Source organism: Pseudoalteromonas sp. GCY (assembly GCF_016695175.1).
GTDB lineage: Bacteria > Pseudomonadota > Gammaproteobacteria > Enterobacterales > Alteromonadaceae > Pseudoalteromonas.
In genome coordinates this window covers 812,306-837,593 of record NZ_CP068022.1, presented here as the reverse complement: position 1 = coordinate 837,593, position 25,288 = coordinate 812,306, and the positions used below count along the sequence as shown (strand labels likewise).

Sequence of the window (25,288 nt, the reverse complement as noted above, 5' to 3'; positions counted from 1 at the left end):
AGATCACAGCCAACCTTTATGTTTAAAGAATAAATAAGGCGCAAAACCAGAGAGCAGCATAATAGCAATCGCAAAAGGATAGCCCCAAGCCCAGTTTAGCTCTGGCATATTATTAAAATTCATTCCATACACACTGGCAACCACTGTGGGTGGCAAAAATACGACAGAGGCAATGGAAAAGGTTTTAATAATTTGGTTTTGTTCGATATTGATAAAACCCTGCGTAGAATCCATCAAAAAATTCACTTTATCGAAGAGAAAGGCGCAGTGCGACATTAGCGTTTCGATATCTCGTGTGACTTCCCGTAGCGTTTCTCGCTCTTCAGATTGCACCCCCACATGACGCATTAAAAACGAGATATTGCGCTGCGTGTCCATCAAACATAAGCGCACTTTACCGTTAGCATCTTCTAGTCTTGAAATACGACTAACAGCTTCTTCTAGATCTGAGTCTTCTTCCTCAAGCACATAGGCACTGAGCTTTTCAAGCTGGTGGTGCATATCCTCAAGCATATCCGCATGGTTTTCGACTTTTTGGTCGAACAAAGTCACTAACAGCTGTTTTGGGTTATCGCACGCCACTTGCCCTTTACGCGCACGCAGTCGCAGCAACCTAAAATCCGCAAGTTCGTCATCACGAATGGTTAATAAGCAGTTTTTTTGTAATAAGCAGGCGACGGTCACCGTATTAAAACGCCCGTCATTGGGAGACATAAACAAAGCGTGTACATGCAGACCTTCGCTGTCGATAAAACAGCGTGAAGAGGCTTCAATTTCCTCTACGTCATCCGCACCAGGAAGGGTAATATTTAGCGTGTTTGCCAGGGCAACTCGCTCCTCCTCAGTGGGATTAATAGTATCTATCCAATGGGCGTTTTTGATTGCTATTTCAATCGGGGTGTCGGCGCTTGGTTCCATTTCGGAAATTACACCGTGTTCAATCGAAAAAAACCTCAGCATCTCATTACTCTACACGACGACTCTTTGGCAAAGTATAAGAGTGAATGTATTAATCAACAATGACAATCCAAGGATTATCCGCAGATTATTCAGCTTGATAGGTGTAGATATTACGCGCCGCAACCGAGTTATTCATAATTGTTGTGTAATTAGCAACCAATTTAAAGCCATGGCGCTGAAATAAATGATTCACTGCTAAGGCATCTACTCGACAACGAGTGTGGATAGGTTGGCGAGTAGCGGCTAAGGTGTCTTGCAGTAATTGCTTGCCAATTCCTTTACCGCGAATATTCGCATCAACCATAAAGTTCGAAATATAGAGGCCTGATGTAAGATCAAAGCGCGCCTTATCTTTAAAATGCGCGATTGGCACTAGCGACAAACTGCCTATAAGTTGCTTTGTTGAGTCATCAAAAATAACACGCACTTCGCCTTCTTCGATTTCCTTTTCCATAAGCAAGCGAATGGCTGCTTGGTCTATTTCTTCATTACGTGGCGGCGCTGAAAAAGTCGCGATGTATAGCTCAGTAAGCTGCTCAACAATATCAGGGTTTGGGGTAGAGATTATTTCAATCATGCAGATACGCTCCGTGCTTTTGGATCAGCTTGGTAACTTTCAAGTAAGTGCTCAATATTACGTTTAAACAACTCGCTGGCATGTTCTGTTAGTACCGTATTTTTCGCTATCGCATGGCCTAGATACAAATTGTATAGCTCGTACGCCGCGCATTGTGCATCAAGCTCAGGATGAAAAATACCGCTTTCTATCCCTTGCACGATTTTATGCTTAATATAGCTAAATAATCGGTTATGTTGCTCGGTAACTTTGGTATGAATAGGGCTGTCTGTATGGCAATTAAATTCAACCAACGCTTTGATAAACGGGCAAGTTGAATGTGGTTCATTAAATAATTCGCGAGTCCAGTCTGCCCAAATAGAAAAGAGCATTTTGAGTTGTACAAGGGGATCTTGGTGTCGTGCCGGTGCGACGACATGCAGCATAAATTGATCTTCACAGTAATCGAGGATCGCCAACTGCATATCTTCTTTACTGTCAAAATGCGAGATAAGCCCGCTGCGAGACAAGCCACAAAGCTTTGCCATAGAACCAATAGTGACTTCTATCAAGCCATATTGGCTACTAAAGCGCATACCTTGCTCTAAAATGGTTTGTCTCGTTCTCTCGCCTTTATTCATCACTTATGCAGTTATTCTTTGAGTAATACGTTGAATAACGCCAGTATCGCCTAAAATGCGGCGATGTCCAAGGCCTGAGGTTTGGATTAAACGCTCAGGGGTGGCAGCGATAAGCGACTCTACGTGTTCAAATGGCGCAAATCGGTCATCGGTATCGTGGATAAATGTCGGCTTAAATTTAAGTACACCGTCGTGGAATTTATCTCGGATCAAATGCCAATGCGTGCCATACCTTGTGGTGATAGCTCCTAACACTTGGTGCAGCATTTTTTCAGAAATGCCCGCTCGCGCGACGCGCTCAAACATCAGCTCAAAAAACTGCACGGGAGTTGCAACATTAATAACCACGCGATTTTCTAGCCGATAATCTGGTAAGTTCATCAGCGCCACAGCGCCCATAGAATGGCCCACCAAAGCCACGATATCATGGCGATCGGCTTCTAGCTTCTCAATCAGAGTATCCAGCGCTTCAACAAAAGCCAGCAAATGGGCTTGCTTACCATGAGATTGTCCATGACCAACATGATCAATCGCCACAACGCAAAATCCCGCCGCAACGAGTTCTGGGATCAAGGTATCAAAGCAACTGCTGTTATCGGCCCAACCATGACTTAATACAACGGTCTTTGGGCCGAGACCAAACACGTTTACATGAACGCGACCAAGCGAGGTAAGAATATTGAACTCACCATTGGGTTTTTTATTTTTAAACTGATATTGACGCTTACCATGCGGGCTCATCAGTAATACCTGACCTAACCTCGAAGTGATAGGTGGCGCAAGCGTGCACATAAGCCCTGTGACACGCCGGCTTATCTTGGTGATAAGCGAGCCGTCTTTGTCATTAAAGTAGCTGAATTTCATCCTGACCTCTAAAAAAGAACACTTGTACTTTTATTAAAATAGAACAGTTGTACTTTTTTGTAAAGCATAACAATCACCTTTTAATGTTGCAGCTGGTTTACTATGCGATACACCCCCATGTAGGAGATGTATGGACTCCTCCCCCTTATCGGGAGAGTACGGTATAAAGATATTGCAAAACACTTTTACCAAATAAGGAGTCCATACATGACACAGTCTAATTTAATTGCTATCGACTTGGCAAAAAACATTTTCCAGGTGGCACAGCTGAAAGGCAATAAACTCAAGTTTAATAAGCCAATGAAACGCGAACCTATGCTTGAGTTGCTAGCAAAAACCGAGGGTTCAAAGGTCGTGATGGAAGCTTGTGGTAGCGCCCAGCATATTGCTCGCAAAGCACTGTCACTGGGGCACGACGTCATGTTGCTTCCCCCTAAGTTCGTAAAAGCGTTTAGGCAAGGCCAAAAAACCGATGCAAACGATGTCCTCGCCATTGCCAGTGCAAGCCAAGCATACAACGTGAAGCCCTGTAAAATCATGGCAGTTGAAGAGCAAACGTTGCAGTCACTGAGCCAAGCGAGAACCTTAGTAGATAAACAAAAGACCCAGCTTTCAAATCAAATACGTGGATTGCTATTAGAGTTTGGTGTTGTCATTAATCAAGGCGATGCAGCGTTAACACAAGCGGTTCCAGATATTTTAGAAGATGCTGAAAATGCGCTCCCTATCGCATTAAAACAAGCACTCGCGGTGAGTTATGACCTATATAAAACACAAAGCAACGCTAAAGCACAGCTACATAAACAAGTTGAAGCGATAACCAAGCAAAATGACAGTTGCCAGCGTTTAATGGCATTAGAAGGCGTTGGCCCAATTACCGCGATAGAGCTGCTATCCTTTTTAGGCAATACTTCACAATTTAGTGATGCCAGAGGGGCTGCAGCATGTGCAGGTGTTACACCGACCCAGCACTCATCAGGCGGAAAAGCCAAGATAGGGCATATCCCCAAAAGACGAGGCAATACATTAAGGAAAAACCTGTTTCTCGGTGCAAGAACGGTAGTCAGCAGGCTAAAACATAAAGAAGCGACCACAGAGAAAGAACGCTGGATAAAAAACCTACTCGCCAAGAAAAGCGTGAAATGTGTTGCCATTGCATTGGCCAACAAAACGGTTAGAACTGCCTATGCCTTACTTAAAAACGGTTCAACATACGAGCCAAAAATCTTAGCGGCATAGCACTGAGTAACAGAAGAAAAAATCAAGATAAACAGAAAAAGAAAGCAAAAAGTATACTGAGATTACCCCCAGTATTGAACAAGCCAAGATAGAGCATTAAGCGGTGAGACCCACCCTTGAGAGCCTGTTAAACCGCAGGTGTATACAAATACCGCGTAGGAGATAAGGCACAAGGGCGCGAATACATCAAAGAGGCCGAGGTAGCACCTCATCAAGAGCCCGGATATAAGCACGCAATCACACTAATAATGCTAAAAATGGCTTGTACAATTGGAGGAGTCCATATTAGCTGGTTCACCCAGCGATCTTTACCAAGCACCAACCGCTGCACAAAGCACCTTATACTGACTCCACACCCCCGCGTAGGAGCTGGTTCACCCAGCGATCTTTATAAGGCACCAACCGCTACACAAAGCACCTTATACGGACTCCACACCTCCTCGTAGGAGCTGGTTCACCCAGCGATATTTATAAGGCACCAACCGCTGCCAAAGCACCTTATACTGACTTCACACCTCCTTCTAGGAGCTGGTTTACCCAGCGATCTTTATAAGGCACCAACCGCTGCACAAAGCACTTTATACTGACTCCACACTTCCTCGTAGGAGCTGGTTCACCCAGCGATCTTTATAAGGCACCAACCGCTACACAAAGCACCTTATACGGACTCCACACCTCCTCGTAGGAGCTGGTTCACCCAGCGATATTTATAAGGCACCAACCGCTGCCAAAGCACCTTATACTGACTTCACACCTCCTTCTAGGAGCTGGTTCACTCAGCGATCTTTATAAGGCACCAACCGCTGCACAAAGCACCTTATACTGACTCCACACCCCCTCGTAGGAGCTGGTTCACCCAGCGATCTTTATAAGGCACCAACCGCTACACAAAGCACCTTATACTGACTCCACACCACCATGTAGGAGCTGGTTTACCCAGCGATCTTTTTAAAACGCCGGCTGCGGATTACCCACAGCTTATCTGGTTTTATAAATGCTCACGGCTATGAGGGTTGTACCCTCAATAAGGTTTATCTTTAAAGAACGGTTAAGCGTGAAAACGATGAAATATTTCAAATTACGTAAAGTTGGCGGAGTATTGAGTGTTTTATTGTTTTTTAATTGCAATTTATCGAGAGAAGCTTGTCTTTATATTTAACTAAATGTAATGTTTGGGTTAATTTCAAGGGAGCTAACGTAAAACAATGGTGGACAGATGCAAACGCCAGAGGAATATGAGGTAAGCCAGCGGATAGGTAGGTTAATACTTGGGTTAAAGCGTACCAGAGGTATGACCCGAGAAGATGTCTGTAAACGTTTAGGTATAGGCTCGCGCACGTTAGACAATTACTTAAACGGAGTGAGCTCATTTAAACTTGGGACATTGTTAAAGTTTGCGGATCTTTGCAAGGTAAAGCTGGCTGATATTTTGGATGATACCGAGGCGCTGAAGCGCTTGTATCCTGAGAATATTAAAGACAAAGGCAATATCTTTTTACTATTTATGAGTTCTATTGTCAGCGTTTTAGTATTTGAAGTTATCTTCATTGGACTACTGATCTTGTTATTTTTTTATGCGCGTAATGACAAGAATAGTCAAAGCATTGTTGCAATTTTTATATTTGCTTTTTCGTTGGAAATCGCCGTTGTTTACTGGCTTACATTTGTATTGATCCCAGCTATTGAAAGCTATTACATTGAAAATATCTATGCTTTTGCAACTCAACTTTTACTGAGTTTACTGCTTGCGCTAATGATCAAATACAGAATGTTTTTAGGTGCGTGTTTTACCAAAGGGAATTCAGCCAGCATTTTTGAGAAGAACCAAGTAGACGCGCCGCTTTATGCACTCGCATGTACGTTAGCTTTGATTGATTTTGCTGCACTGATGGAAAACTTTATCCGTAACCTAGAGCATTTAGGTATAGATGAAGAAGTTGCCAAACCATTTTGGGAGCTGACCTTTATGTTTGATTACTTTGCTTATATTAAGGCCGTGCCTTATCTGCTCTGCATGTTTGTGTTATACGCAGGAATAACTGCGCGCCGTAAGCAGGCTTTAAATAGAGCAAATGCTGCACCCATACAATAATGTGAAGATATTCCCATAAAAATAGAGAACTCTGTGTGTTTTTAATTATTGATTTTTTATGATCTGCAAAAGAACAAATAAGCGGGTGTAGTAAGGGTTGCTTAAATCAATTGATACCAAAAATTCAAATATAATGGTAAGTTTGTTTCTGTTTTGGGTTGTTTTGCGAGTGTGCACCTAAAAATAGTACTGTCATCTACTTGTCTTTATATTTAACTGGATGTAAACTTTTAGTTAACTTGGTTGGGGTGATTGAGAGATATGGTGGGGCGATGCAGACGCCAGAAGAATACGAGGTAAGCCAACGTATCGGCCGATTGATACGGGGGCTAAAGCGCAAAAAAGGGATGACCCGAGAAGAGGTTAGCCGACGTTTAGGTGTGGGTGACAGGACCCTTGATAACTATTTAAATGGCTCTAGTTCCTTTAAGCTTGGGACATTGCTTCGGTTTGCTGAAATCTGTAAAGTAAAGTTATCAGATATTTTAGAAGATACAGATAAGCTCTCAGGCCTGTATGGAGAAAAACATGAGGAAAAGAACAATGAAGGCTGCACAGAAAAAGCCGATAAAAATAGCCCTTAGTCACTTATTGTGTAAACAAGTTTATGGTGGTTTGGGCTTGAGGAAAGGGGATAGCATAAAGCCTCTCCACCAGAAAAGTTGAATTGCTGAGGTGTATCTTGAAAAGTTTATTTAGCCTGATTTTGTCAACGGGTCGAAAGAAGCCCAAAACCTCAACACTTGAACGTTCACTCTGTAAGAAAGTTTATGGAGGGTCGGGCATGAGCACGGGAAACGGTCCAAAGAATGAACAGGCTTCTGCAACAAAAGAAAAGCCTAAAGTGTAGGGTTTGTTATGAAAAGTTTATTTAATTTAGCTTTGCTAACTAGCATTGTAGCTACAGTATCAGTGTCGTTTGTAAGTGTAACGATCCTTGAACTTTTGATTCCGATTGCATTAATTATCTTAGTTCTTTTATCAAAGGATGATGTAAATAGTCAATTATTGACTTTGTGTTTTACATTTGTATTTACCGTGTCAGCTGTGGCGTTATTTATACTTAAAACAGTGGTTTTTCAGCTTGTTGAAAGCTATTTTATACAAAATATTTACGCATTTTCTATTCAGCTTACACTTAGTTTATTAATGCTTTTTCTACTAAAGCACAGAATGACAATTGCTGTGATACTAACCAAAGGAAAATCAGCTTCTGTATTTGAAAAAAATTATGCGGAGGGGCCACTTTATTTTCTGGTTCTTACAATGGTCTTTATTGATTTCGCTGCATTAATGGAAAACTTCCTTCGTAACTTAGAGCTACTTGGTCTTAATGAGGAAACTGCAAAGATGTTTTGGGAAGTAACCTTCTTCTTCGATTACTTTGCTTATTTAAAGGCTGTTCCAATATTTTTATGTGTGCTCCTTCTTTATATTGGTTTAATCGTAAGAACCAAAAGACAACCAATTCAAAACTAGTTTGATATCTGAGTAAGCGTAATATATCTCCGATATTACGCTTATTTCTATATTCTAACTTCTCCTTACGATAAAGAATACATTACGTTACCTTATCCTCTTAAGCGTAATTGTGACAGGTGTATCGTCGCTACCTATTTGAATATGTGCGCTATTTCATAACTGAAGTGTTATTCCACTTGTCTTTATATTAAACAAAATGTAATGTTTGGGTTAATTTTGTGGTTTGGTTAAAGGGAAGTGTAGGGCGATGCAAACGCCAGAAGAGTACGAAGTAAGCCAGCGTATAGGACTGCTAATAAAAGGTCTAAAGCATAAACGCGGGATGTCACGAGAAGATATATGCCGCCACCTCGGGATTGGCATGCGAACGCTAGACAACTACCTTAATGGCGTTAGCTCCTTCAAGCTTGGTACGTTAATGAAGTTTGCCGACCTCTGCAGAGTCAAGCTTGCCGATATTTTAGATGATACTGAAGCGCTCTCGCGACTATATCCAGACAATATGAAGGACAAAGGCAGTATTCTTACATTGCTTTTTGGCTTAGGTACAACCGCTATGCTGTTCGAGTCGGTTTTCTTGCTTTTATTAATTGGGCTGCTTTGCTATTCATATAAGGACAAAAACAGTCAATGCATGGTCGCAATTTTTGTCACTGTTTATATATTAACGAATGTAGCTAACTACTGGCTGCATTTTGTTCTTTTTCCCGTGGTTACTAATGTCTTCTATCAAAATATTTATGCTTTCTCAACTAACTTGTCTTTAAGCTTACTTTTATTCATTTTACTTAAATATAGAATGAAATTTGCTGTATTTATCACGCGAGGCAAGTCTGAAGATGTCTTCGAGAAAAACCCTATAGAGGCACCTCTGTGCTTCCTAGCAATGATGATAGCGCTCATTGATTTTTGCGCATTGATGGAAAATTTTATTCGCAACTTAGAGCATATCGGTATGGATGAAGATTTCGCTAAAACATTCTGGGAATTAACTTTCTTTTATGATTATTACGAATACATTAAAGCCCCGCCGATCTTACTCAGTTTAGTACTCCTCTATGCAGGAATACTCGCACGGAAAAGAAATACGCAGCAGCCCCAAAGTGCGTAGTAATAAGTCGATAAGTAAATCACGGAAATAGAAGGATAGCGAGGCGATGCAAACGCCAGAAGAGTACGAAGTAAGCCAGCGCATAGGGCTATTGATAAAGGGCCTCAAGTATAAACGCGGGATGTCACGAGAAGATATATGCCGGCACCTCGGGATTGGCATGCGAACGCTAGACAACTATCTCAATGGTGTTAGCTCTTTTAAGCTTGGTACGTTAATGAAGTTTGCTGACTTATGTAGAGTCAAACTCGCTGATATTTTAGATGATACCGAAGCGCTCTCACGACTATACCCAGACAATATGAAGAACAAAGGCAGTATTCTTACGCTTATCTTGGGATCGGCTTTTGGCGTAATTATTTTTGAATCTACTTTATTTATCTTATTGTTAGTTTTGTTCTTTTACTCTTACAAAGACAAAAATAGTCAGCTACTGACGTTATGTTTTGCAGTGCCTTACTTTCTTGCAATTGTAGCGATATACATGCTTCGCATCGCGATCTTCCCTGTTGTGGAAAGCTACTTTATAGAAAATATATTTGCGTTTTCAATTCAGTTTTCTCTCAGCCTACTGTTGCTCTTTTTACTCAAGCATCGTATCGAGATAGCTATTATTTTAACTCGGGGAAAGTCGGCTTCTGTCTTTGAGAAAAACTATGCTGAAGGGCCATTATATTTCCTAGCAATTATTTTAGCTTTCGTAGACTTTCTGGCATTGATGGAAAACTTTCTCCGTAACCTAGATAGAATGGGTATAAACGAAGAAACCGCAAAGGTGTTCTGGGAAGTAACCTTCTTTTATGACTATTTTGCTTACTTAAAATCAGTGCCTATGTTGCTGTGTGTCGCGGTACTTTATATCGGGTTTATAGCTCGAAGAAATGCTCCGCTACAAGTTGGGTATCTTGAGTCAGCACCAAAATAGGGCTGTTAACATATCGTGCTGTATGTAGATTAGCACTCGCTACAATTCAGGCATTAAACGTATGGGGTAAGCTATCTCGTCGCGAGTGTTAGGATGGTGTGTAGTGGATTTAAATTACCGTAATAGCCATCTATATTTGCTTGAACCCATTCATCTTTTGATATATCTGGCCAATTGACAGAAAAGCCTAAGAAAAATAGTAGCTCCTCAAAGAAAAAACGTTGAGTTCTACCATTGCCCTCTCTAAAGGGATGAATAATATTTAATTCACAGTAGATATCCGCAAGTTGGGTTAAGATTTCTGGTTTAGCTGCGTTTATATCCAATGTTTCAATTTGCTGGAACTGCTTTTGTACTTCAACATTGATTCGTGAACAAGTACAAAACCGAGTTTCCCCTTTGGAAATGTCAACAGTTCTAATCTCACCAGCCCAATCATATACATCTTGAAATAAATACCAGTGGAGATGTCGTAAATGATTTAAACTAAATTCGTGGAGGGATTTGATAGTAGAAGAGTATTTACTATATCTAAAGGCGGTAAACGCTAGCTCAGCTTCCGCTAACTCATTTGCATCTGTAATATTAAGCTTATTAACTAGTACGTCAGATTTTGGATAACAATAACTATCCTGAGCAACGCCGTATTTATCTCGCATATTTTGCTTTTAAATCAGCAATTGATTTGCTCAAGCTCTCTTTTTTAAAACTTAGACCTTCGTATTTAGCGCTTATTTCAAAGTTGCTCATTTTAGGTATAAATGTTTGAACATTTTTTGCTTTTTTCACCGAAGTAACAGCCATAAATACACCTCTTGTCTGACTTCTTAAGTATAACTTAGCACTATAGTTATGCCAATAGTTCAAAACAGTCCGCTTCTTTTATTTACACCCTAGCTTGGCGTATATGAAGCGCCATTCGACTTTGATTGTTTGATATGATATTTGACAATCTAATGATGACTCAGGCTCCTTGCAAAGCTAGCTTCGTGTGTGGGTCATTTTGTCTATGTGCCTGAAAAACTCAGAGGACAACATGTCTAATAAAAGTCTTAGTGCTCGAATTCCAGCCTATAAAATGGTATTTGCAAGTGGCGAACTGCAGAGAACCTATAAGGATCTCGTCTCTATTGTTCAAAGTCTCAGAGCTGAATTCAGTAAGCAGTATAAAGGCCAGTTTACAGTCGCAAACGTGTTACACGGATATATTGACTTTACATACTTTTATCTACAAAACGATTACCTTAAAAAACACAAACTCAAATTGGCAGTGGTGTTGAACCATCAAGAGGTGCAATTCGAACTTTGGCTCCTTGGGCAAACAAAGGATGTTCAAATTGATTATTGGACAAAGTTACAGGGGGTTAGGTGGGTGGATCAAGATGTTATGCCTGAGTGGTCAATCTTTGAAATTTTAATGCTTGCTGACCCTGATTTCGACAATGTAAAAGCGCTATCAGAGCGGATCCACGGTGTGTTTGCTGAACTGTCTGAGGAGATCTTTGCTACATTGAAGGCCTATCAGCAGCACACATAACATTCTGAGTTTTCGCAGGTTATCTGCGCCGTAAAGCTTAAGTTGCTAATTTCTTTTCAAACTTTAACTCTATTTCTAGCGAAAAAAAGAGTGCTAGTAGTAGCACTCTTGTCAATGCAAAACTCAACAGCAATAACCCTTAGTTGCTAGTCCATGCTTGGGGCACTGGAGTACACCAACTCAATTAGGTTATTCATCGTTCTTGATTTTTGCATATAAGCCTTTTCCATATGGGCAAGCTCTTGTAGTTCAAATAAGGTTGTTTCTACGAGTGCCAGCCATTTTTCTGTGGTGTCTGGTACCGCTTCACTTTGCTTTGTTGCTTTTTTTAGTGCGTCGTAATAAATAGTTAAGTCACGATATTGGCTTTGATAGTCCATTGTTGTTCCAACCCGTCTCTTTTAATTTACAGCAAGGTAACAGGAATTCTCAGCAGAAATCTGCGGAAAATAATTTTTTTACAACTTTTTAATTCGAAAGATAATTAATATTAGCAAAGGCGGAGATCACATCTTTTGCAAAAGCAATGCGAGGGTGTTTTAACGCGCCCTTTTTCCATACCAAATAGATGTTGTTTTCAGGGCCTACGGGGCCAAGTTGGATCAGTTCACCTGCTTTTATGAGATCTCGGCAGAGATAATCGGGGAGAACGGAGTAACCTATTCCAGAGCGAATGATGTTAGCAATTGCTCTAATGTCTGGACAAATAGCGATGACGTTAGAGTTGCAGCTCGCATTAAATACACGGTCAAAGTATTGTCTAACTAAAGGTAAGTCTTGATCGTACGTGACGACGTTATAGCTTGAGAGTAAGTCGGCGGTAATATCGCTGTCTTGAATTTCTCGGCCCTCTAAACGGTTCATCACTAGCCACAATTGCTCTTTGTCTAGAACGAGATAGTCAAAGGTTGTGGGATCTGGCGCAGAGGCGGCAATGGCAATGTCGGCGGTGTCGTTTATTAGTGCGTCGAAAATGTTAATTTTATTGCCAATATGAAGTACCACGTTAATGTTGCCCGCTTGCAATAAGTTGGCGATTTGTGGACCAGAGACAAAGCTTAAATACTCCGCGGGGCCGGCAATATTTAGTGTGCCAAACACCGCATTGGAGCGAGCCCGAATTGAGGTGATCTTCTGCTCTAAAATATCGATATGACCAGACACCTGCAGCGCTAAGTCATGTGCTGTTGGCGTTGGCTTTACCCCTCTTGCTTGGCGTTCAAACAGGGCTTTTCCTACTACCGCTTCCATGGTTTGAATATGTGCCGTGACAGCTGGCTGCGACATCCCCAAGTTGGCCGCTGCCTTGGTGATATTTTTGCAGCGGTATACTTCCACAAAGGTTTTTAGTTGGGTGAGATGAGACATAAATTACTTGAGCCATAAATATTCTGATTGCTCCTACCAATTTATCCGAATTCTCCTGTGTCCGCAAATCGCCTAAACTCGTCGATATTGAACTGGTATGAGGAGCCGGGATGAAAAAGAGTATACTGAATACGATGGTGTGGGTGTCATCGTTATTGGGTGCAACACATGTGCTTAGCGCTCATGCAAGTGAAGGTGAAGTATTAGTGTTACTTTCGAGCGAAACCTCTATGGAACTTGCCAGTGGTGAGACAATAGAAACAGGTTATTATCTCAATGAGTTTGGGATCCCAGCAAAGGCGTTGGTGGATGCTGGATATAAACTAGTATTAGCAACACCAAAAGGCAATGCCCCTGCTGTTGATCAAAAGTCAGTGACGGTTGATTACTTTGGCGGTGATGAGACTAAATTACAAAGCATCAAAAAATTTATTGCTAATCTGCCAGACATTAACGATACCGCAAGTTTTAGCGAGATCCTTGCTGCGGGGTTAGACGAGTTTGATGCGGTATTTATTCCAGGCGGACACGCACCGTTAATTGACTTGGCGAATAATCCGCAGGTGGGTGAAATTTTGCGCCATTTTAACCGTGAGAATAAACCAACAGCCGCGATTTGCCACGGCCCAATTACGTTGCTGTCGGCACAAAGTGAACCAAAAGCGTATTATCAGAGTTTAACAACACAGTCACCTGTTCAAGCGAAAAACTGGATTTATGATGGATATCAAATGACGATATTTTCGAACCCAGAAGAACAGGTATTTGAAAGCACGTTAAATGGCGAAAAGCTCAACTTTTACCCAGCAGCAGCGATGTCTCAGGCTGGAGGAAAGATGCAGTTTGCAAATGCATGGCAGCCAAAAGTGGTTGTTGATAGAGAGCTAATTACAGGGCAAAACCCGTTTTCAGACACATTACTAGCAGAAAAGCTGCTAGAAATGTTAGCGAAAGAACCGAATATTAAACAGTAAGGAATTGAGCATGCTTAATTTTGTATTTAAAAATCAAACCGAAATTCTTTTTGGTAAAGGCCAAATGCGTGAAATCACCTCACGATTACCGGAGGCTGCAAAGGTGCTGCTACTGTACGGTGGCGGCTCGATTAAAAACAATGGTGTATACGACCAAGCAATGAATGCATTGACAGGTGTTGAGGTTGTGGAATTTGGTGGTGTGGAGCCAAACCCAACATATGAAACACTAATGCAAGCGGTCGCGACAGCAAAGCAAAACGATGTGAACTTTATTCTTGCGGTTGGCGGCGGCAGTGTGATTGACGGCGCAAAGTTTGTGGCGGCAGCTTTTAATTTTGACGGTGAGCCTTGGGACATTTTGGTAAAAGGCGCAAGCTTTAGCAACCCATTGCCGATTGGTGCTGTACTTACTTTACCTGCGACTGGCTCTGAGAGTAACGGCAACTCAGTAGTTACTAAAAAGGCAACTTCGCAAAAGCGTGCATTTTCGTCACCGACGGTACAGCCGCAGTTTGCGGTACTCGACCCAGAGTACACCTATTCACTACCGCCCCGCCAAGTGAGTAATGGGGTAGTGGATGCGTTTGTTCATGTAATTGAGCAGTATTTAACATATCCAGTAAATGCGCCACTGCAAGACAGATTCGCAGAAGGTATTTTACAAACGCTTATCAGCGAAGGGCCAAAGGCGTTAAGCGAGCCTAACAATTATGATGTAAGAGCAAACGTTATGTGGTCTGCAACTATGGCGCTAAATGGCCTTATTGGTCAAGGCGTGCCACAGGATTGGTCAACGCATATGATTGGTCACGAGCTAACGGCATTGTATAACCTTGACCACGCGCAAACGCTTGCGATTGTATTACCTGCGCTGATGTATGTGCAACGAGGCAAAAAAGCCGAGAAAATCAAGCAACTGGGTGAGCGTGTATTTGGTATTGCAGCCGCAGACGAAGCACAGCAAATTGACCAAACAATAAAAGCAGTTCAAGACTTTTTTGAGTCGATGGCGGTGCAAACGCGTTTAGCTGATTATCAATTAGACGAAAAAGCAGTACAAGAAGTTATCGCTAATCTAGAAAAGAACGGCATGACGGCGCTAGGTGAGCACGGCGATATTGATTTAGCGAAGGCGAAAGAGATTTTAATGCTTGCGTTGTAAAGCTTATTAAAACCACAAGAGCAGGCGAGCGTCTGCTCTTATTTTAGCCCAGATAACATACGAAAAAATTGCGTGATTGATATCGCTTTAAACACAAAACTTTTATCTATTATTGAAATTAGTTGCGTGAAATACTTGGTTTACCTCGCCTATCTTCAGTGCTAACCTACGGCAGTATTCAAAAAAGTTTAAGGAGAATTTGATGATTGTTTTATTGAGCCACCCGGTAAAAGTTGTAGCTAGGTGTGATTAGTAGACGCTAACTTTCGTCTCTTCTAAATTTTTACTCCTTTTACCCGGTGTGATGCCTAACGGGCTTCTCCGGGGTCAATGATATTCATTAACCCTGCTTGATTTTTGCAGTCTTTCTGCATTTTTGAGATTTTATAATGAATACATCTTATTCGCCGACACAGCTTGGTTGGCAAGCATTTTTTCAACAGCAACTGACACTAACAGAACTAGAATCATCAAATCTTGGCCGCGTGATAGCGCACCACAGAAGTAATTATTTAATCCAGTTGCAATCACGGCAAATTTCTTTAGCTACTCATGTATCACTGCCTAGTATGACGGTTGGTGATTGGGCTTTGTTAGATGAAAATTATCAATTTATTAGGCTATTATCCCGCAAATCGGTTATTTCAAGGAAAGCTGCTGGTAGTAAAGTCGCGGAGCAATTGATAGCCGCAAATATCGATAGCCTGTTTATTGTTTGCTCGCTAAATCAGGATTTTAATCTAAACCGGATCGAGCGTTACTTAGCACTGGCTAATGAAGCGCAAGTGGAGCCAATTGTTGTTTTGACTAAGAAGGATTTGGTTGACGGTTGGCAACAGCAAGTACAACTCGTTCAGGAGTTGGACCCATTTTTGACAGTCGAAGCGATAAATGCGTTGGAGCCGAGCTCCGTTGAGTGTCTAAAAGCTTGGTTTAGCACGGGAAAAACGTTGTCATTTGTAGGTTCATCAGGTGTGGGTAAGTCCAGCTTGGTGAACACGCTGTTAGGGTGTAAAGAACAGCTCACTGGTTCAATCCGTGAAGATGATGCAAAAGGGCGGCACACAACAACTGCTCGCTCGTTACATTTTATGGACAATGGTTCAGTGTTGCTCGATACGCCAGGAATGAGAGAGATCCAACTAGCCGATTGCCAACAAGGGATCAGTAAAACATTTGCAGAAATTGAAGTGTTAGAAAGCGCCTGCCGTTTCAGTGATTGCTCGCATCAAAATGAGCCCGGATGTGCTGTTCAGCAAGCGATAGAGAGTGGAGAACTTGAAGTTAGGCGCTTCAACAACTTCATAAAACTAAGAAGTGAACATCAAAGAAACAACGCCAGCCTAAAAGATAAGAGAGATAAGGAAAGAGCACTTGCAAAGAAGTATCGTTTTGTACAAAGCGATACTAGAAGACTAAAAAAGGGCTACTGAGCAGTACTAGCTAGTTCTGTTTTATCTTAAACCAAAGTGGACTCGCTCCACTTTGCTTTCGTTTTTCTACGCTAAAGTACAGCAAAAGGGAAAAGCGGCTAAAAAGACACCCATTTAAATTAGAAGAAATAGGGTGAGGCATTTAACGCTGTGACTACTCAAAAGCTATGTAAACTAAAAAGTAAACTCTAGATCTTTAATAACTCTTGATTGGATACCCCTAATTAAACTATTGTCTTTAAGTTCACCGGAAAAGCGGCCAGTTCTAACTCTTTGAATTTCTAATTCAAATTCACATGGTTTTGAAGTTGCAATCTGTTCTAGATCTATGAGGCTAGCGCTTTTTGCATTGAATGTATTGCTTGTCGAGTTTCCAAATTGTGTTGAGAAAGAGCCTGTCACTAACCCGCCCGTATTATTCGGGCATGCATAGTTAACGATAAGAGATGTCTCACTCGCTAAGTCTATTCCATCAATATGAATTTCAATATCTTCATCATATCGAAAAGTTTTCTCTGCGAACGGTGCAAGCTCGAAGTTTGATCCTCGGCCTGGAGGTTGAACAATACACAGTTCTATATGCGGGTGCAGCAGCTGCTGCCATGGGATAAATACGTGTGTACCTCCGCCTGCATAGGGAAAACATATCAGCTTAACTTTGGCTGCGGGTTTTTTACTGGTCTTATAATCCATTTATTCATTTTTAAATCAACTTATAGAGCTGACGTATTGATAATCATACATTGAGGCAATGCCTGACACTCATTATGAACTGCTTATCCAATGTAAAAAATATCGCGAGGATTCAACTCCTGTGACAAGAAATTCATTCATTGCTGACCTGAGTGAGCACAGATTAAATAAAAGACGTGTTTATTGTTCACCGCAGCTCAGTTGACTTGCTGCAACAAAAATTGCTGTGTTACTTTTAATTGCCCGAAAAATGTTAGAGCAAGTATCTACTGTAAGTTTATGAGTTTGTTTATCAAACTAACTTGTACTGATATTAGGCTATGGTAATACAGGCGAACGTCAGTATTATCAGTACAAAGCAGGCTGTAAGGCAGACGACACGGTTAGGTATAAATGCGTAGTGAGGTTTACACGGAACAGAATATTAAGGACAGCATTGAAAGACACAAGCGTTCCACATCCGGGCTTCAGGTAAAGCGTTTATTACTGTGTGCGGTTATTTGCTTATCACTGCTTGGCTATATGTTCTTTCCAACTGTACCAGTTATCAAGAAAGAAGAACTGAGGATCTCCAGTGTAAAGCAAGGAGAGCTGAAAATTGAAGTCGCAGGTTATGGCAAACTTCGCTCCCGAGATCTGCGCGTGATTAGCAGCGATGACAAAGCGATTGTTGAAAAAGAATTTTACTATCCCGGTGATCGTGTTGAAGCCAATACCGTGATCGTAGCAATGAACAACCCGGAATTGGTGCGCAAGGTAGACCAAGCGAGGTTTGAACTAGTCAAGCATAAAGCGAGCATGGAAGAAAAAAAGCTTCAGGATCAATACACGCTACTCGAGCAAGAGCAGACGATTCACAACTTGCGTAACCAAATTCAGCTGAAAAAACTCAATCATGGCGCACAGCTTGAGTTACATAAGAAAAACATTGTTTCAGACATTGATTTTGAGCGTACAACGTTAAAGCTGTCCGATCTTGAGAAGCAACTTGAAACCAGTATTGGCCGTCTAGCGTTTTTAAAAATTCTTCATGCAAAACAAATTGAGCTACAACAAAAAATTGAAGAGCAATTCCAGCTTAATTATGATACGGCTAAACAAATGCTGGATAGAATGCAAGTGACCGCGGGCATTGCGGGTATTCTCCAGGAACTGACGGTGGATATCGGCAGCAGCGTATCTGCCAGGGGAAAAAATAGCCTTGGTGGGGTCTGACAGCGATCTGGTCGTAAGGTTAAAGGTTCCTCAATTTAATGCGGATAGGATCAAGTTAGGTATGCCTGGTCATATCCAGACCTTGGCGGGCAAGGTAGGCACTGTGGTACAGCCGATCGATCCGACGGTCATTGATGGCAAAGTGAACATTGAAATGGCCTTGGTCGGCCAGTATGTTCCTGGGCTGAGGCCTGAACTCACGGTCGATGGTAATATTGAAATTGATACTATCAAAAATGCCCTCTACATTGAGTTACCTGAAAGTGTTAGGGCAAACTCGGAACAAGATTTGCTCAAAGTGGTCGATGACACCGGACATTGGCAAAAGCTCCGGTTTGGTATGCAGTCAGACAACCTTATCGAGATTAAAGGCGGTGCGGCTGTTGGGGATCGGTTTGTATTATCTCCCTTGGCTAATTTTAGTGACGCGGGAAGCCTGAAATTAGAATAACAAACGTTCAGATATAAAGACGCATCTAAATTGATATTAGCATGCGTTTTGCTAGCTACTTGATGTGTCTGAATTATGAGCTGGAATATGCAGTGTTAAAGTATGCTATCTATAGTATTATAAATAAAATTTAAAAATCAATAGTTTAAGGCATGAAGTATTTTTTTATAACAACAATATTTTTAAGCTCATTTTTGCTATTTGGGATCCAGCCGATGGTAGCAAAAATCATATTACCGTATTTTGGCGGGGGGAGTGCGGTGTGGACTGCCTGTATGCTTTTTTATCAGAGCTTATTATTGGTTGGTTATCTTTATTCATTTTGTATTAGTAAGCTGAGAACTGTTTATCAGCAGCTCGCGGTGCACAGTGTGTTGCTGGTTGTCGGAATGGCACTGATGCCGCTTAGTCTGGAGTCAATTGCGACGACGGAAATTTCAACACAGCCGTTTTTTGATATCTTCACTTTACTGTTGCTGGGAATAGGTGCGCCGTATTTTGTGCTGTCGGCCACTTCGCCACTGCTTCAGTATTGGCTTAGTCATTCGGTAAAAAACGTCCAGGTCTATCGGCTGTATTCAGTTTCGAACGTTGCAGCCATGATGGCACTGTTTTGCTATCCATTGATCATCGAATATAACTTGGTGCTGTCTATGCAGGTCTGGATGTGGTCAGGTTTGTACATCGCATTTTCTTTGTTCAATTTTTACTGCCTTTATCAGGTCTATCGCAATACGGACAAGACAGCCATTCAGCCAGTTCAAACAGCGCAATCTAAGCTGGCATCAGGGGCAAATATCACCAGATGTATTAAGTGGTTTTTACTCTCTGCGACAGGTGTTATTCTGCTTGTATCGACGACCAACAACCTGACGATCAATGTCCCACCGATCCCTTTCTTATGGACTTTACCGCTGGCGTTATATTTACTGACATATATATTGTGTTTCTTCGATGAGAGAGTGTATCTTAAGTGGTACTGGAACCTTATGTTTTCTGTCGTATCCTTGGTGGCACTGTTTTTATTCTCTATTGGCTCGCAGTTTGCGATCACCGAACAAATCTGCCTGTATCTCGTTGTGTTGTTTGTTGCTTGTATTATCTGCCATGGTGAAATAGCCAAATCTAAACCAGGCAACGAAGACATGACCCTGTTTTACCTGATACTGGCTGCCGGCGGATGTGCAGGTAGTGTATTTGCGTCCATTCTAGCCACTGAATTGTTTACTCAGTACTATGAGTACATAGTTGGTATATGCTTGGTCTTTGTGTTGTCCATTGCAATGGAATGGCAAAAACAGCAAGGGAGAGTAGAGCGCAAATTGGTCTACCTAAATGTTGTAGGTTGCTTGGTGTTTGTCAGTTTGTTTTACCTGATGCAAAGTCAGTTTAATAGATACAATGTTTACGAATCTCGTAATTTTTTCGGTATTATACAGGTTAAGGATATTGTGAATATCGATAATCCACAACGCAGGCTAATCGATGGCTACACGTCGCATGGGGCGCAAGCATTGGCTCATCAGGGTAAGCCCATGCCATTAAGTTACTATCGTCCGGAAACTGGGGTAGGCGTTATGCTCAACCTGATGGCCAATAATGGCTCAGGTAATAAAGTGGGCATTATCGGTCTGGGTGTGGGGGCATTAGCCTACTATGGGCAAGCACAGGATGAGTTTGTATTTTATGAGATCAATCCGGATGTTGAGTATGTTGCTAAAAGATACTTTAACTACCTGACAACCTCGGCGGCAACTATAGATGTGCGCTCCGGTGATGCGCGGGTGAGCTTAGCTAATGATTACCAGCAAAATGGTGCTCATGGGTTTGACATGCTGATTGTGGATGCGTTTTCAAGTGACTCTATTCCTCAGCACCTGTTAACCAGAGAAGCGCTCGCCTTGTATGAGCAGCACCTGGCAGCTGATGGGGTGCTGGTGTTCCACATTTCCAACAGTTACCTAGATCTGAGAGCGATTATGTCTGGTATCGAAGCGCAAAGTGGCTTGCAGTCTCGGTACTTTAAAACATCGGACTCCGCGACCGATACAGATCAAGCTGAGTGGGTGATATTCACTAGCAATATGCGCTATTTAGCTGATCCTCAAGTGGTGAGTAAGAGTATGCCGCTGCGGGAAGTGAGTCAGAATGTGATCCAATGGAGCGATAACCATTCCAGCCTCCTTTCGGTGATCAAGCTATGAAAGCGGGGCGCCATCACAAAAGGGTGGCGCCTGAAATAGAGAGGTTTTTTTAATCGGATATTCGTGCAGTTTAGAGCTGACCATGTCTGGCGCAACTCTAAGCTGTCCTTAAATGTAGTACTAGTAGGTAAACGCTGGTTGTATCTGACTTATGTTCAACAAGTCGCATGCACTATCGTGATGCCAACGCCAAAACGATACCTGGTAAGCCTTGCCCTAGCAATAATTAGGGGAGAATGCAGGTGAAGTTCGGGAGAGTTATTTTTCTCAGGAGAATTTATGGGGTTTGTTTTAAAAAGGTTTGTGCTTTTGCTGCTGATTATTCTCGGTATCGCATTGACCTATATTTTCACTACGTTTAAGTTTGATAGCGGCAAAGAAGTTGAGCTCATATATGGTCTCCTCCCTTATTGCGAGGTTTCTTTAGTAAATAACAGGGACAGGATTGCTGTCATATATACGGTCTGTTAATGAGTTCTATTTGAAACTCTGACCTAGATGTAAATCGCGCATATTGCCCTAATCAGGTTATCGGTATTTAGCTACCCCTGAACTCGACAGGTTTTCAATATGTCGGTTTGACCTGTTATGTCATCTACTTCAGTCACTTTCGCAATTCGGTGAAAGAAATCTACTTATCTTGCTTGATATGCCTCTTTTGATACTGTAATTGCCCAAGCCACTCTAGCCATTTTATTCGTATAAGCGACACAGGCTTTATTATGCCCTCGCGTTTGTACAAGTCGATTTATCCAAAGACTCAGTTGGTCTGTTTTATACTTTGCTCTCGATACAACCGATTTCGCTCCTTGAATAAGTAAACACCTCAAATATCGATTACCACGCTTACGTTGTAATCATTTTTATTCCCCGTCAAAAAATGGCTTCACGTGTTGTGGTGGTATGAGTTCAACTTGAAAACCTAATTGGCTAATTTCACGCCCCCAATAATTAGAGGTTCCACACGCTTCCATGACTAATTTACAATTTGGCATTTGTGCCAAATAAGTCAGTAGTTGACGACGTTTAATAGCTTTCTTTACTACAATCTTATTGGATAGGTTACATCCAATAAAATGAAAAATATTTTTTGCGATTGTAACTCCACCCAATTTAGTACAGCTATTTCGTAGAATTTTATGCAGCCTCAAGATAACCAATTGGTGTCATATCGCCAAGTGAATCATGAGGTCGCTCATAATTATAAATATCTAACCACTCATCAGTGATTTCACGTACTTCTTGCAGTGACTCAAACAAGTATAAATCTAGCACTTCTTCACGGTAACTCCGATTAAACCTTTCCACAAAACCATTTTGGTAAGGACTGCCTGGCTCTATAAATTCCAACTTGATGTCATTTTTCATTGCCCAATCTTCGAGTGCCGTTGAAGTAAATTCTGGACCATTATCCACTCTAATCTGCTTTGGTTTACCGCGCCAAGCAATAATTTGTTGTAGCGTTCTAATAACTCGTTCAGAAGTTAAGCTTGTATCGACCTCAATCGCCAGTGCTTGTCGGTTGAAATCATCCAGCACATTCAGTGTTCTAAAACGATGTCCATAGCTTAATGCGTCACTCATAAAGTCCATTGACCACGATTCATTATGTTGTGTCGGTGCACTTAATGGTTCAGGTGTTCTTGTTGGAACACGGCGCTTTCCCTTACGTCTCAAGTTTAGTTTTAGCATGTTATAAACGCGTTCAACACGCTTTTTATTCCACGGCTTACCTTTATTGCGAAGCCTTTTGAATAGCTTAGGCAACCCCCTCCTAGGATGGCGCTCTACCAGCGCAAGTAATGCGTCGATAACTTCATCATCTGACGGTCGTTTATGTTTGTAATAAAAAACTGAGCGGCTTAACCCTGCCACTTCACAAGCAAATGCGACGCTGACGTTAAATTGAGCTCTTAAATGCTCTACCCAAGCTCTGCGCCTACTTGTTTTTACAGCTTTTTTGCGATGATATCCTCAAGCATCGAGTGCTTTAGGCTAAGCGTTGCAAACATATCTTTTAGCTTACGGTTTTCTTCTTCAAGCTCTTTAAGTCGCTTAACGTCTGAAGCTTCCATCCCGCCATATTTTGAGCGCCATTTATAAAACGTACTTTGGCCGATACCATGTTTGCGGCAGATTTCTGGCACAGGAATACCTGATTCAGCTTCCTTGATCATGCTGACAATTTGGGTTTCGGTGAACTTGCTTTTTCTCATCGTAAATTTTCCTATTTTAGTTAATGGAAAATTCTACTTATGAACTGTTTCATTTTTTGGGGGAGTTACACGATGTCGATACTGATTGTTGTAATCTGCATTTGGTCTTCTCCCATTTTGATTGTTTGCAATTCAATCATGGCACACCGATGCCGAGTGTGGGAGGAGACCATTACATCAGGTTACTTAGTAACGTAATACAGCATGCTAAGCCTAAAACAGCATTTACCATTCACGCTGTATATTCATGAATATACAGCGTATTTTGAAATTGTGATTGTGGATAATGGAATTGGGGTAGAAGCTGATATTCGCAACAAGATATTTGAGCTGTTTTATACATAGAGGCGTCATACTGGCAATGTTAGCCTTTGGCTAACTTATTAGTGGTGCAACAGCTCTGTGGCAAGATACATTGTGAGGAGTCTTAATTAGGGGGCGCAAAACTCCGTTTTTCTGTAGCTAAACATGTGGGCAAAGTGAGTGCATGTTCATTGCAGTCAGAGTCAGAGAGAATAAACACAGTCAATGTTAGAGGCTTTGCTTTATTCGCTCTATCCGTTGCTCGAAGCTTGGGTGTGTGCTTAACCAACTATGCTGTTCATCGCTTTCCTTGGCGAGTTTTTCAAATATAGAGATCATCGCATCATTATTACCATACAGCGCCATTAGCTTGTTGTGCGCGTACAAATCAGCCTCGAGCTCAGCTTGTTGAGAGTAATTTTGGTTGATACCTAACATTGCGCCCTGCATCATAAGATCAGAGAGCGCAGAGATGTCACCCAATACGACACTCAAACTGACAAATACGATAGACGAGCTCACAAGGGATTCCATGACGTGATTATGTTCCACATGGCCAATCTCGTGGAGTAACACTGCGCTAAGCTCTTGCTGAGTCGATGCCAGTTCGACCATGTTATCGGTGATCACTATGCTACCATTGGCCAGTGTCATGGCGTTGGCTTTATCTTTCCACTGCCTAAATTCAAGTTTAAATTCACGTTCACTCGATGCATTGGCGCCAAGCAACGAAACGAATAAAGCTCGAGTCTCTTGCTGCTTGATTTCACTTAATTTTGATTCAGAAAATTCCGAATTATCTAGCTCGTTTAGGCTTCCTTCGTCGATGATTTGGTAGATTTGTTTGGGCAGTGAGGCTGAGATCTCTTCAGCGAAGTAAGGCACGCCTTTGGTATAAAACTGATAACCACTAAATAAAACGACCACAACCGTGGCCGCTATAATCCAAAGCCACTGCGTTTCTTTAGATTGTTTGATTCTGCTGTGTATCTTTGAGCTCATCTAGCACTTCTCGCATCACATCGATGTTGTATTTTCTCACTATTTTTTGGCTATTAAATAACTGAGGTAGCTCAATTAAGCACACTAAAATTAGCAGTATCCAGCCATAAAAGAGAATCAGCGCAAGCCCTATTAGCATCAAGGTTAGATTAATAGCACCACGTGCAGTTTTACCCAGATAAAAGTGATGTAAACCTGCGGCAAAAAAGTAATTGAGTACGGCGTAAGTATCAGGATCTTTTACTAGCTGTTCTTCTAGTTGGTAGTATTGCTTGCGCGCTTCAGGATTTAGCTGAGCAACTTGGTTTCTCAACGCTTCTTCTTGTTCTCTTAATGCTATTTCGTCCATGCAAACTCCTAGGATTAGGTTATGGTAGGGGGTCTGATTTTACTTCAATACAATCTGGATCATTGCAGCGCCTGATCCGACAAAAACCGATACGCACGCCTTTAAAGAAGCCGTATTTTTCGATTGCTTGATAGGTATATTCAGAACATGACGGCGTAAAATTACAACTTATATTGAAGTGGGCTTTTGCTCCACCATTCGCTTGATAGCGGCGAATGGCAGACAGAGCAAAGCGTTTAAGCACGTTTACGACCAAGTGTTAAGATCACGGCTTCGCGGCTCCAAAATAGCATAAAGCGTTTGTTTTCGATAACTTGGAAAACAAGCTGCCAGCCATCTTGCGCTTCCATGTTTAAAGTTGCTTCAAGCTTTTTTAACGGTAATCCACTTGAGCCAAGTAATAGTGTGCCGCAGCCACCTTCAACTACATGGATAACTTTATATTCGTCGTATTGGGTCATAATACATCCCTGATTTAATTAGAATAAGTGAGATTTTATTCTATAGG

General features: G+C 41.7%; 27 protein-coding genes and 1 pseudogene. 14 read left to right on the top strand and 14 right to left on the bottom strand.

What is annotated here, in order from left to right; all coding sequences use genetic code 11:
- Window positions 1-3: 3 nt before the first annotated feature.
- The 4 genes from corA to JJQ94_RS03255 all read right to left on the bottom strand — a co-directional run bounded on the left by corA (window position 4) and on the right by JJQ94_RS03255 (window position 3,021).
- Window positions 4-960, bottom strand: coding sequence for a magnesium/cobalt transporter CorA (gene corA, locus JJQ94_RS03270; protein WP_010603700.1), 957 nt, complete (start codon window positions 958-960; stop codon window positions 4-6).
- An 85-nt stretch (window positions 961-1,045) separates the two neighbouring features.
- Window positions 1,046-1,537: a GNAT family N-acetyltransferase gene (locus JJQ94_RS03265; protein ID WP_099031559.1), complete on the bottom strand. Its 492-nt coding sequence runs from the start codon at window positions 1,535-1,537 to the stop codon at window positions 1,046-1,048.
- Window positions 1,534-2,157 (bottom strand): TetR/AcrR family transcriptional regulator, encoded by a 624-nt coding sequence (locus JJQ94_RS03260; RefSeq protein ID WP_099031560.1) that lies wholly within the window; start codon window positions 2,155-2,157, stop codon window positions 1,534-1,536. The genes JJQ94_RS03265 and JJQ94_RS03260 overlap by 4 nt, the downstream gene beginning before the upstream one ends.
- Window positions 2,158-2,160: 3 nt before the next feature.
- On the bottom strand, window positions 2,161-3,021 hold the full coding sequence (locus JJQ94_RS03255) for an alpha/beta fold hydrolase (protein WP_099031561.1): 861 nt from the start codon (window positions 3,019-3,021) through the stop codon (window positions 2,161-2,163).
- Between the two features lie 207 nt (window positions 3,022-3,228).
- On the opposite strand from JJQ94_RS03255, the gene JJQ94_RS03250 reads away from it, so the two are divergent.
- The 6 genes and pseudogenes from JJQ94_RS03250 to JJQ94_RS03225 all read left to right on the top strand — a co-directional run bounded on the left by JJQ94_RS03250 (window position 3,229) and on the right by JJQ94_RS03225 (window position 9,870).
- Complete coding sequence (locus tag JJQ94_RS03250; RefSeq protein WP_201435411.1) at window positions 3,229-4,260, top strand: IS110 family transposase; 1,032 nt, start codon at window positions 3,229-3,231, stop codon at window positions 4,258-4,260.
- 1,216 nt (window positions 4,261-5,476) lie between these two features.
- The gene (locus JJQ94_RS03245; RefSeq protein ID WP_099031994.1) at window positions 5,477-6,352 is read left to right on the top strand and encodes a helix-turn-helix domain-containing protein; all 876 of its coding nucleotides are present in this window, start codon (window positions 5,477-5,479) and stop codon (window positions 6,350-6,352) included.
- 272 nt (window positions 6,353-6,624) lie between these two features.
- Window positions 6,625-6,897: pseudogene (locus JJQ94_RS03240) on the top strand (helix-turn-helix domain-containing protein); the annotation flags it as partial.
- 313 nt (window positions 6,898-7,210) lie between these two features.
- On the top strand, window positions 7,211-7,831 hold the full coding sequence (locus JJQ94_RS03235) for a hypothetical protein (protein ID WP_099031995.1): 621 nt from the start codon (window positions 7,211-7,213) through the stop codon (window positions 7,829-7,831).
- Between the two features lie 250 nt (window positions 7,832-8,081).
- Window positions 8,082-8,945, top strand: coding sequence for a helix-turn-helix domain-containing protein (locus JJQ94_RS03230; RefSeq protein WP_069020382.1), 864 nt, complete (start codon window positions 8,082-8,084; stop codon window positions 8,943-8,945).
- Between the two features lie 46 nt (window positions 8,946-8,991).
- Window positions 8,992-9,870: a helix-turn-helix domain-containing protein gene (locus JJQ94_RS03225; protein ID WP_099031996.1), complete on the top strand. Its 879-nt coding sequence runs from the start codon at window positions 8,992-8,994 to the stop codon at window positions 9,868-9,870.
- 71 nt (window positions 9,871-9,941) lie between these two features.
- On the opposite strand, the gene JJQ94_RS03220 is transcribed toward JJQ94_RS03225, so the two are convergent.
- On the bottom strand, window positions 9,942-10,529 hold the full coding sequence (locus tag JJQ94_RS03220; protein WP_099031997.1) for a Fic/DOC family protein: 588 nt from the start codon (window positions 10,527-10,529) through the stop codon (window positions 9,942-9,944).
- Window positions 10,519-10,674 (bottom strand): hypothetical protein, encoded by a 156-nt coding sequence (locus JJQ94_RS03215; RefSeq protein WP_165384137.1) that lies wholly within the window; start codon window positions 10,672-10,674, stop codon window positions 10,519-10,521. Before JJQ94_RS03215 ends, JJQ94_RS03220 begins: the two co-directional genes overlap by 11 nt.
- Window positions 10,675-10,906: 232 nt before the next feature.
- On the opposite strand from JJQ94_RS03215, the gene JJQ94_RS03210 reads away from it, so the two are divergent.
- Window positions 10,907-11,407 (top strand): DUF7000 family protein, encoded by a 501-nt coding sequence (locus tag JJQ94_RS03210; RefSeq protein ID WP_099031998.1) that lies wholly within the window; start codon window positions 10,907-10,909, stop codon window positions 11,405-11,407.
- A 146-nt stretch (window positions 11,408-11,553) separates the two neighbouring features.
- Here JJQ94_RS03210 and JJQ94_RS03205 read toward each other — a convergent pair whose 3' ends face one another.
- The gene (locus JJQ94_RS03205) at window positions 11,554-11,787 is read right to left on the bottom strand and encodes a hypothetical protein (RefSeq protein WP_010369844.1); all 234 of its coding nucleotides are present in this window, start codon (window positions 11,785-11,787) and stop codon (window positions 11,554-11,556) included.
- A gap of 88 nt (window positions 11,788-11,875) precedes the next feature.
- Entirely contained in the window at window positions 11,876-12,775 is a 900-nt protein-coding gene (locus JJQ94_RS03200; protein ID WP_010369842.1) for a LysR family transcriptional regulator, read from the bottom strand.
- Window positions 12,776-12,885: 110 nt separating this feature from the next.
- On the opposite strand from JJQ94_RS03200, the gene JJQ94_RS03195 reads away from it, so the two are divergent.
- The 3 genes from JJQ94_RS03195 to rsgA all read left to right on the top strand — a co-directional run bounded on the left by JJQ94_RS03195 (window position 12,886) and on the right by rsgA (window position 16,347).
- On the top strand, window positions 12,886-13,749 hold the full coding sequence (locus JJQ94_RS03195) for a type 1 glutamine amidotransferase domain-containing protein (protein ID WP_099031999.1): 864 nt from the start codon (window positions 12,886-12,888) through the stop codon (window positions 13,747-13,749).
- A 10-nt stretch (window positions 13,750-13,759) separates the two neighbouring features.
- On the top strand, window positions 13,760-14,914 hold the full coding sequence (locus tag JJQ94_RS03190) for an iron-containing alcohol dehydrogenase (protein WP_099032000.1): 1,155 nt from the start codon (window positions 13,760-13,762) through the stop codon (window positions 14,912-14,914).
- Between the two features lie 389 nt (window positions 14,915-15,303).
- Window positions 15,304-16,347 carry a ribosome small subunit-dependent GTPase A gene (rsgA, locus tag JJQ94_RS03185; RefSeq protein WP_099032001.1) on the top strand — a complete coding sequence of 348 codons (1,044 nt, stop codon included), beginning with the start codon at window positions 15,304-15,306 and terminating at the stop codon, window positions 16,345-16,347.
- Window positions 16,348-16,521: 174 nt separating this feature from the next.
- Here the strand turns inward: rsgA and JJQ94_RS03180 are convergent, their stop codons facing one another.
- A complete protein-coding gene (locus JJQ94_RS03180) occupies window positions 16,522-17,040 on the bottom strand; it encodes a thioesterase II family protein (protein ID WP_099032002.1) in 519 nt (172 codons plus the stop codon).
- Window positions 17,041-17,433: 393 nt separating this feature from the next.
- Between JJQ94_RS03180 and JJQ94_RS03175 the strand changes: the two genes are divergently transcribed.
- The 3 genes from JJQ94_RS03175 to JJQ94_RS03165 all read left to right on the top strand — a co-directional run bounded on the left by JJQ94_RS03175 (window position 17,434) and on the right by JJQ94_RS03165 (window position 20,910).
- On the top strand, window positions 17,434-18,255 hold the full coding sequence (locus JJQ94_RS03175; protein ID WP_099032003.1) for an efflux RND transporter periplasmic adaptor subunit: 822 nt from the start codon (window positions 17,434-17,436) through the stop codon (window positions 18,253-18,255).
- Between the two features lie 61 nt (window positions 18,256-18,316).
- Entirely contained in the window at window positions 18,317-18,706 is a 390-nt protein-coding gene (locus JJQ94_RS03170) for a hypothetical protein (RefSeq protein ID WP_099032004.1), read from the top strand.
- 215 nt (window positions 18,707-18,921) lie between these two features.
- Complete coding sequence (locus JJQ94_RS03165) at window positions 18,922-20,910, top strand: spermidine synthase (protein WP_099032005.1); 1,989 nt, start codon at window positions 18,922-18,924, stop codon at window positions 20,908-20,910.
- A 1,137-nt stretch (window positions 20,911-22,047) separates the two neighbouring features.
- On the opposite strand, the gene JJQ94_RS03155 is transcribed toward JJQ94_RS03165, so the two are convergent.
- Window positions 22,048-23,126, bottom strand: a protein-coding gene (locus JJQ94_RS03155) for an IS3 family transposase (protein ID WP_442960323.1) whose coding sequence is annotated in 2 segments (ribosomal slippage) — window positions 22,048-22,874 and window positions 22,874-23,126 — 1,080 coding nt in all. Because the reading frame shifts where the segments join, the coding sequence is not laid out codon by codon here.
- A gap of 204 nt (window positions 23,127-23,330) precedes the next feature.
- On the opposite strand from JJQ94_RS03155, the gene JJQ94_RS03150 reads away from it, so the two are divergent.
- Entirely contained in the window at window positions 23,331-23,471 is a 141-nt protein-coding gene (locus JJQ94_RS03150) for a HAMP domain-containing histidine kinase (protein WP_201435409.1), read from the top strand.
- A gap of 186 nt (window positions 23,472-23,657) precedes the next feature.
- On the opposite strand, the gene JJQ94_RS03145 is transcribed toward JJQ94_RS03150, so the two are convergent.
- From JJQ94_RS03145 to JJQ94_RS03130, 4 genes are read right to left on the bottom strand one after another with little or no spacing between them, the layout of a single operon-like run.
- A complete protein-coding gene (locus tag JJQ94_RS03145) occupies window positions 23,658-24,431 on the bottom strand; it encodes a M48 family metallopeptidase (RefSeq protein WP_099031225.1) in 774 nt (257 codons plus the stop codon).
- A complete protein-coding gene (locus JJQ94_RS03140) occupies window positions 24,394-24,780 on the bottom strand; it encodes a hypothetical protein (RefSeq protein ID WP_099031226.1) in 387 nt (128 codons plus the stop codon). The genes JJQ94_RS03145 and JJQ94_RS03140 overlap by 38 nt, the downstream gene beginning before the upstream one ends.
- Before the next feature lie 19 nt (window positions 24,781-24,799).
- Entirely contained in the window at window positions 24,800-25,024 is a 225-nt protein-coding gene (gene yidD / locus JJQ94_RS03135) for a membrane protein insertion efficiency factor YidD (RefSeq protein ID WP_083229856.1), read from the bottom strand.
- Entirely contained in the window at window positions 25,017-25,241 is a 225-nt protein-coding gene (locus JJQ94_RS03130) for a DUF4177 domain-containing protein (protein ID WP_010369821.1), read from the bottom strand. Before JJQ94_RS03130 ends, yidD begins: the two co-directional genes overlap by 8 nt.
- Window positions 25,242-25,288: the final 47 nt, after the last annotated feature.

Bases quoted from the DNA above. Each gene is read 5' to 3' on its own strand.
- JJQ94_RS03230 (WP_069020382.1), top strand. From the start codon at position 8,082: ATGCAAACGCCAGAAGAGTACGAAGTAAGCCAGCGTATAGGACTGCTA.
- JJQ94_RS03180 (WP_099032002.1), bottom strand. From the start codon at position 17,040: ATGGATTATAAGACCAGTAAAAAACCCGCAGCCAAAGTTAAGCTGATA.
- JJQ94_RS03150 (WP_201435409.1), top strand. From the start codon at position 23,331: ATGCTAAGCCTAAAACAGCATTTACCATTCACGCTGTATATTCATGAA.
- JJQ94_RS03165 (WP_099032005.1), top strand. From the start codon at position 18,922: ATGGTAGCAAAAATCATATTACCGTATTTTGGCGGGGGGAGTGCGGTG.
- JJQ94_RS03130 (WP_010369821.1), bottom strand. From the start codon at position 25,241: ATGACCCAATACGACGAATATAAAGTTATCCATGTAGTTGAAGGTGGC.
- JJQ94_RS03215 (WP_165384137.1), bottom strand. From the start codon at position 10,674: ATGGCTGTTACTTCGGTGAAAAAAGCAAAAAATGTTCAAACATTTATA.
- JJQ94_RS03210 (WP_099031998.1), top strand. From the start codon at position 10,907: ATGTCTAATAAAAGTCTTAGTGCTCGAATTCCAGCCTATAAAATGGTA.
- JJQ94_RS03145 (WP_099031225.1), bottom strand. From the start codon at position 24,431: ATGAGCTCAAAGATACACAGCAGAATCAAACAATCTAAAGAAACGCAG.
- JJQ94_RS03175 (WP_099032003.1), top strand. From the start codon at position 17,434: ATGCGTAGTGAGGTTTACACGGAACAGAATATTAAGGACAGCATTGAA.
- JJQ94_RS03220 (WP_099031997.1), bottom strand. From the start codon at position 10,529: ATGCGAGATAAATACGGCGTTGCTCAGGATAGTTATTGTTATCCAAAA.
- JJQ94_RS03200 (WP_010369842.1), bottom strand. From the start codon at position 12,775: ATGTCTCATCTCACCCAACTAAAAACCTTTGTGGAAGTATACCGCTGC.
- JJQ94_RS03235 (WP_099031995.1), top strand. From the start codon at position 7,211: ATGAAAAGTTTATTTAATTTAGCTTTGCTAACTAGCATTGTAGCTACA.
- JJQ94_RS03255 (WP_099031561.1), bottom strand. From the start codon at position 3,021: ATGAAATTCAGCTACTTTAATGACAAAGACGGCTCGCTTATCACCAAG.
- JJQ94_RS03170 (WP_099032004.1), top strand. From the start codon at position 18,317: ATGCCTGGTCATATCCAGACCTTGGCGGGCAAGGTAGGCACTGTGGTA.
- corA (WP_010603700.1), bottom strand. From the start codon at position 960: ATGCTGAGGTTTTTTTCGATTGAACACGGTGTAATTTCCGAAATGGAA.
- JJQ94_RS03225 (WP_099031996.1), top strand. From the start codon at position 8,992: ATGCAAACGCCAGAAGAGTACGAAGTAAGCCAGCGCATAGGGCTATTG.
- JJQ94_RS03190 (WP_099032000.1), top strand. From the start codon at position 13,760: ATGCTTAATTTTGTATTTAAAAATCAAACCGAAATTCTTTTTGGTAAA.
- JJQ94_RS03140 (WP_099031226.1), bottom strand. From the start codon at position 24,780: ATGGACGAAATAGCATTAAGAGAACAAGAAGAAGCGTTGAGAAACCAA.
- JJQ94_RS03205 (WP_010369844.1), bottom strand. From the start codon at position 11,787: ATGGACTATCAAAGCCAATATCGTGACTTAACTATTTATTACGACGCA.
- JJQ94_RS03260 (WP_099031560.1), bottom strand. From the start codon at position 2,157: ATGAATAAAGGCGAGAGAACGAGACAAACCATTTTAGAGCAAGGTATG.
- rsgA (WP_099032001.1), top strand. From the start codon at position 15,304: ATGAATACATCTTATTCGCCGACACAGCTTGGTTGGCAAGCATTTTTT.
- JJQ94_RS03250 (WP_201435411.1), top strand. From the start codon at position 3,229: ATGACACAGTCTAATTTAATTGCTATCGACTTGGCAAAAAACATTTTC.
- JJQ94_RS03265 (WP_099031559.1), bottom strand. From the start codon at position 1,537: ATGATTGAAATAATCTCTACCCCAAACCCTGATATTGTTGAGCAGCTT.
- JJQ94_RS03245 (WP_099031994.1), top strand. From the start codon at position 5,477: ATGCAAACGCCAGAGGAATATGAGGTAAGCCAGCGGATAGGTAGGTTA.
- JJQ94_RS03195 (WP_099031999.1), top strand. From the start codon at position 12,886: ATGAAAAAGAGTATACTGAATACGATGGTGTGGGTGTCATCGTTATTG.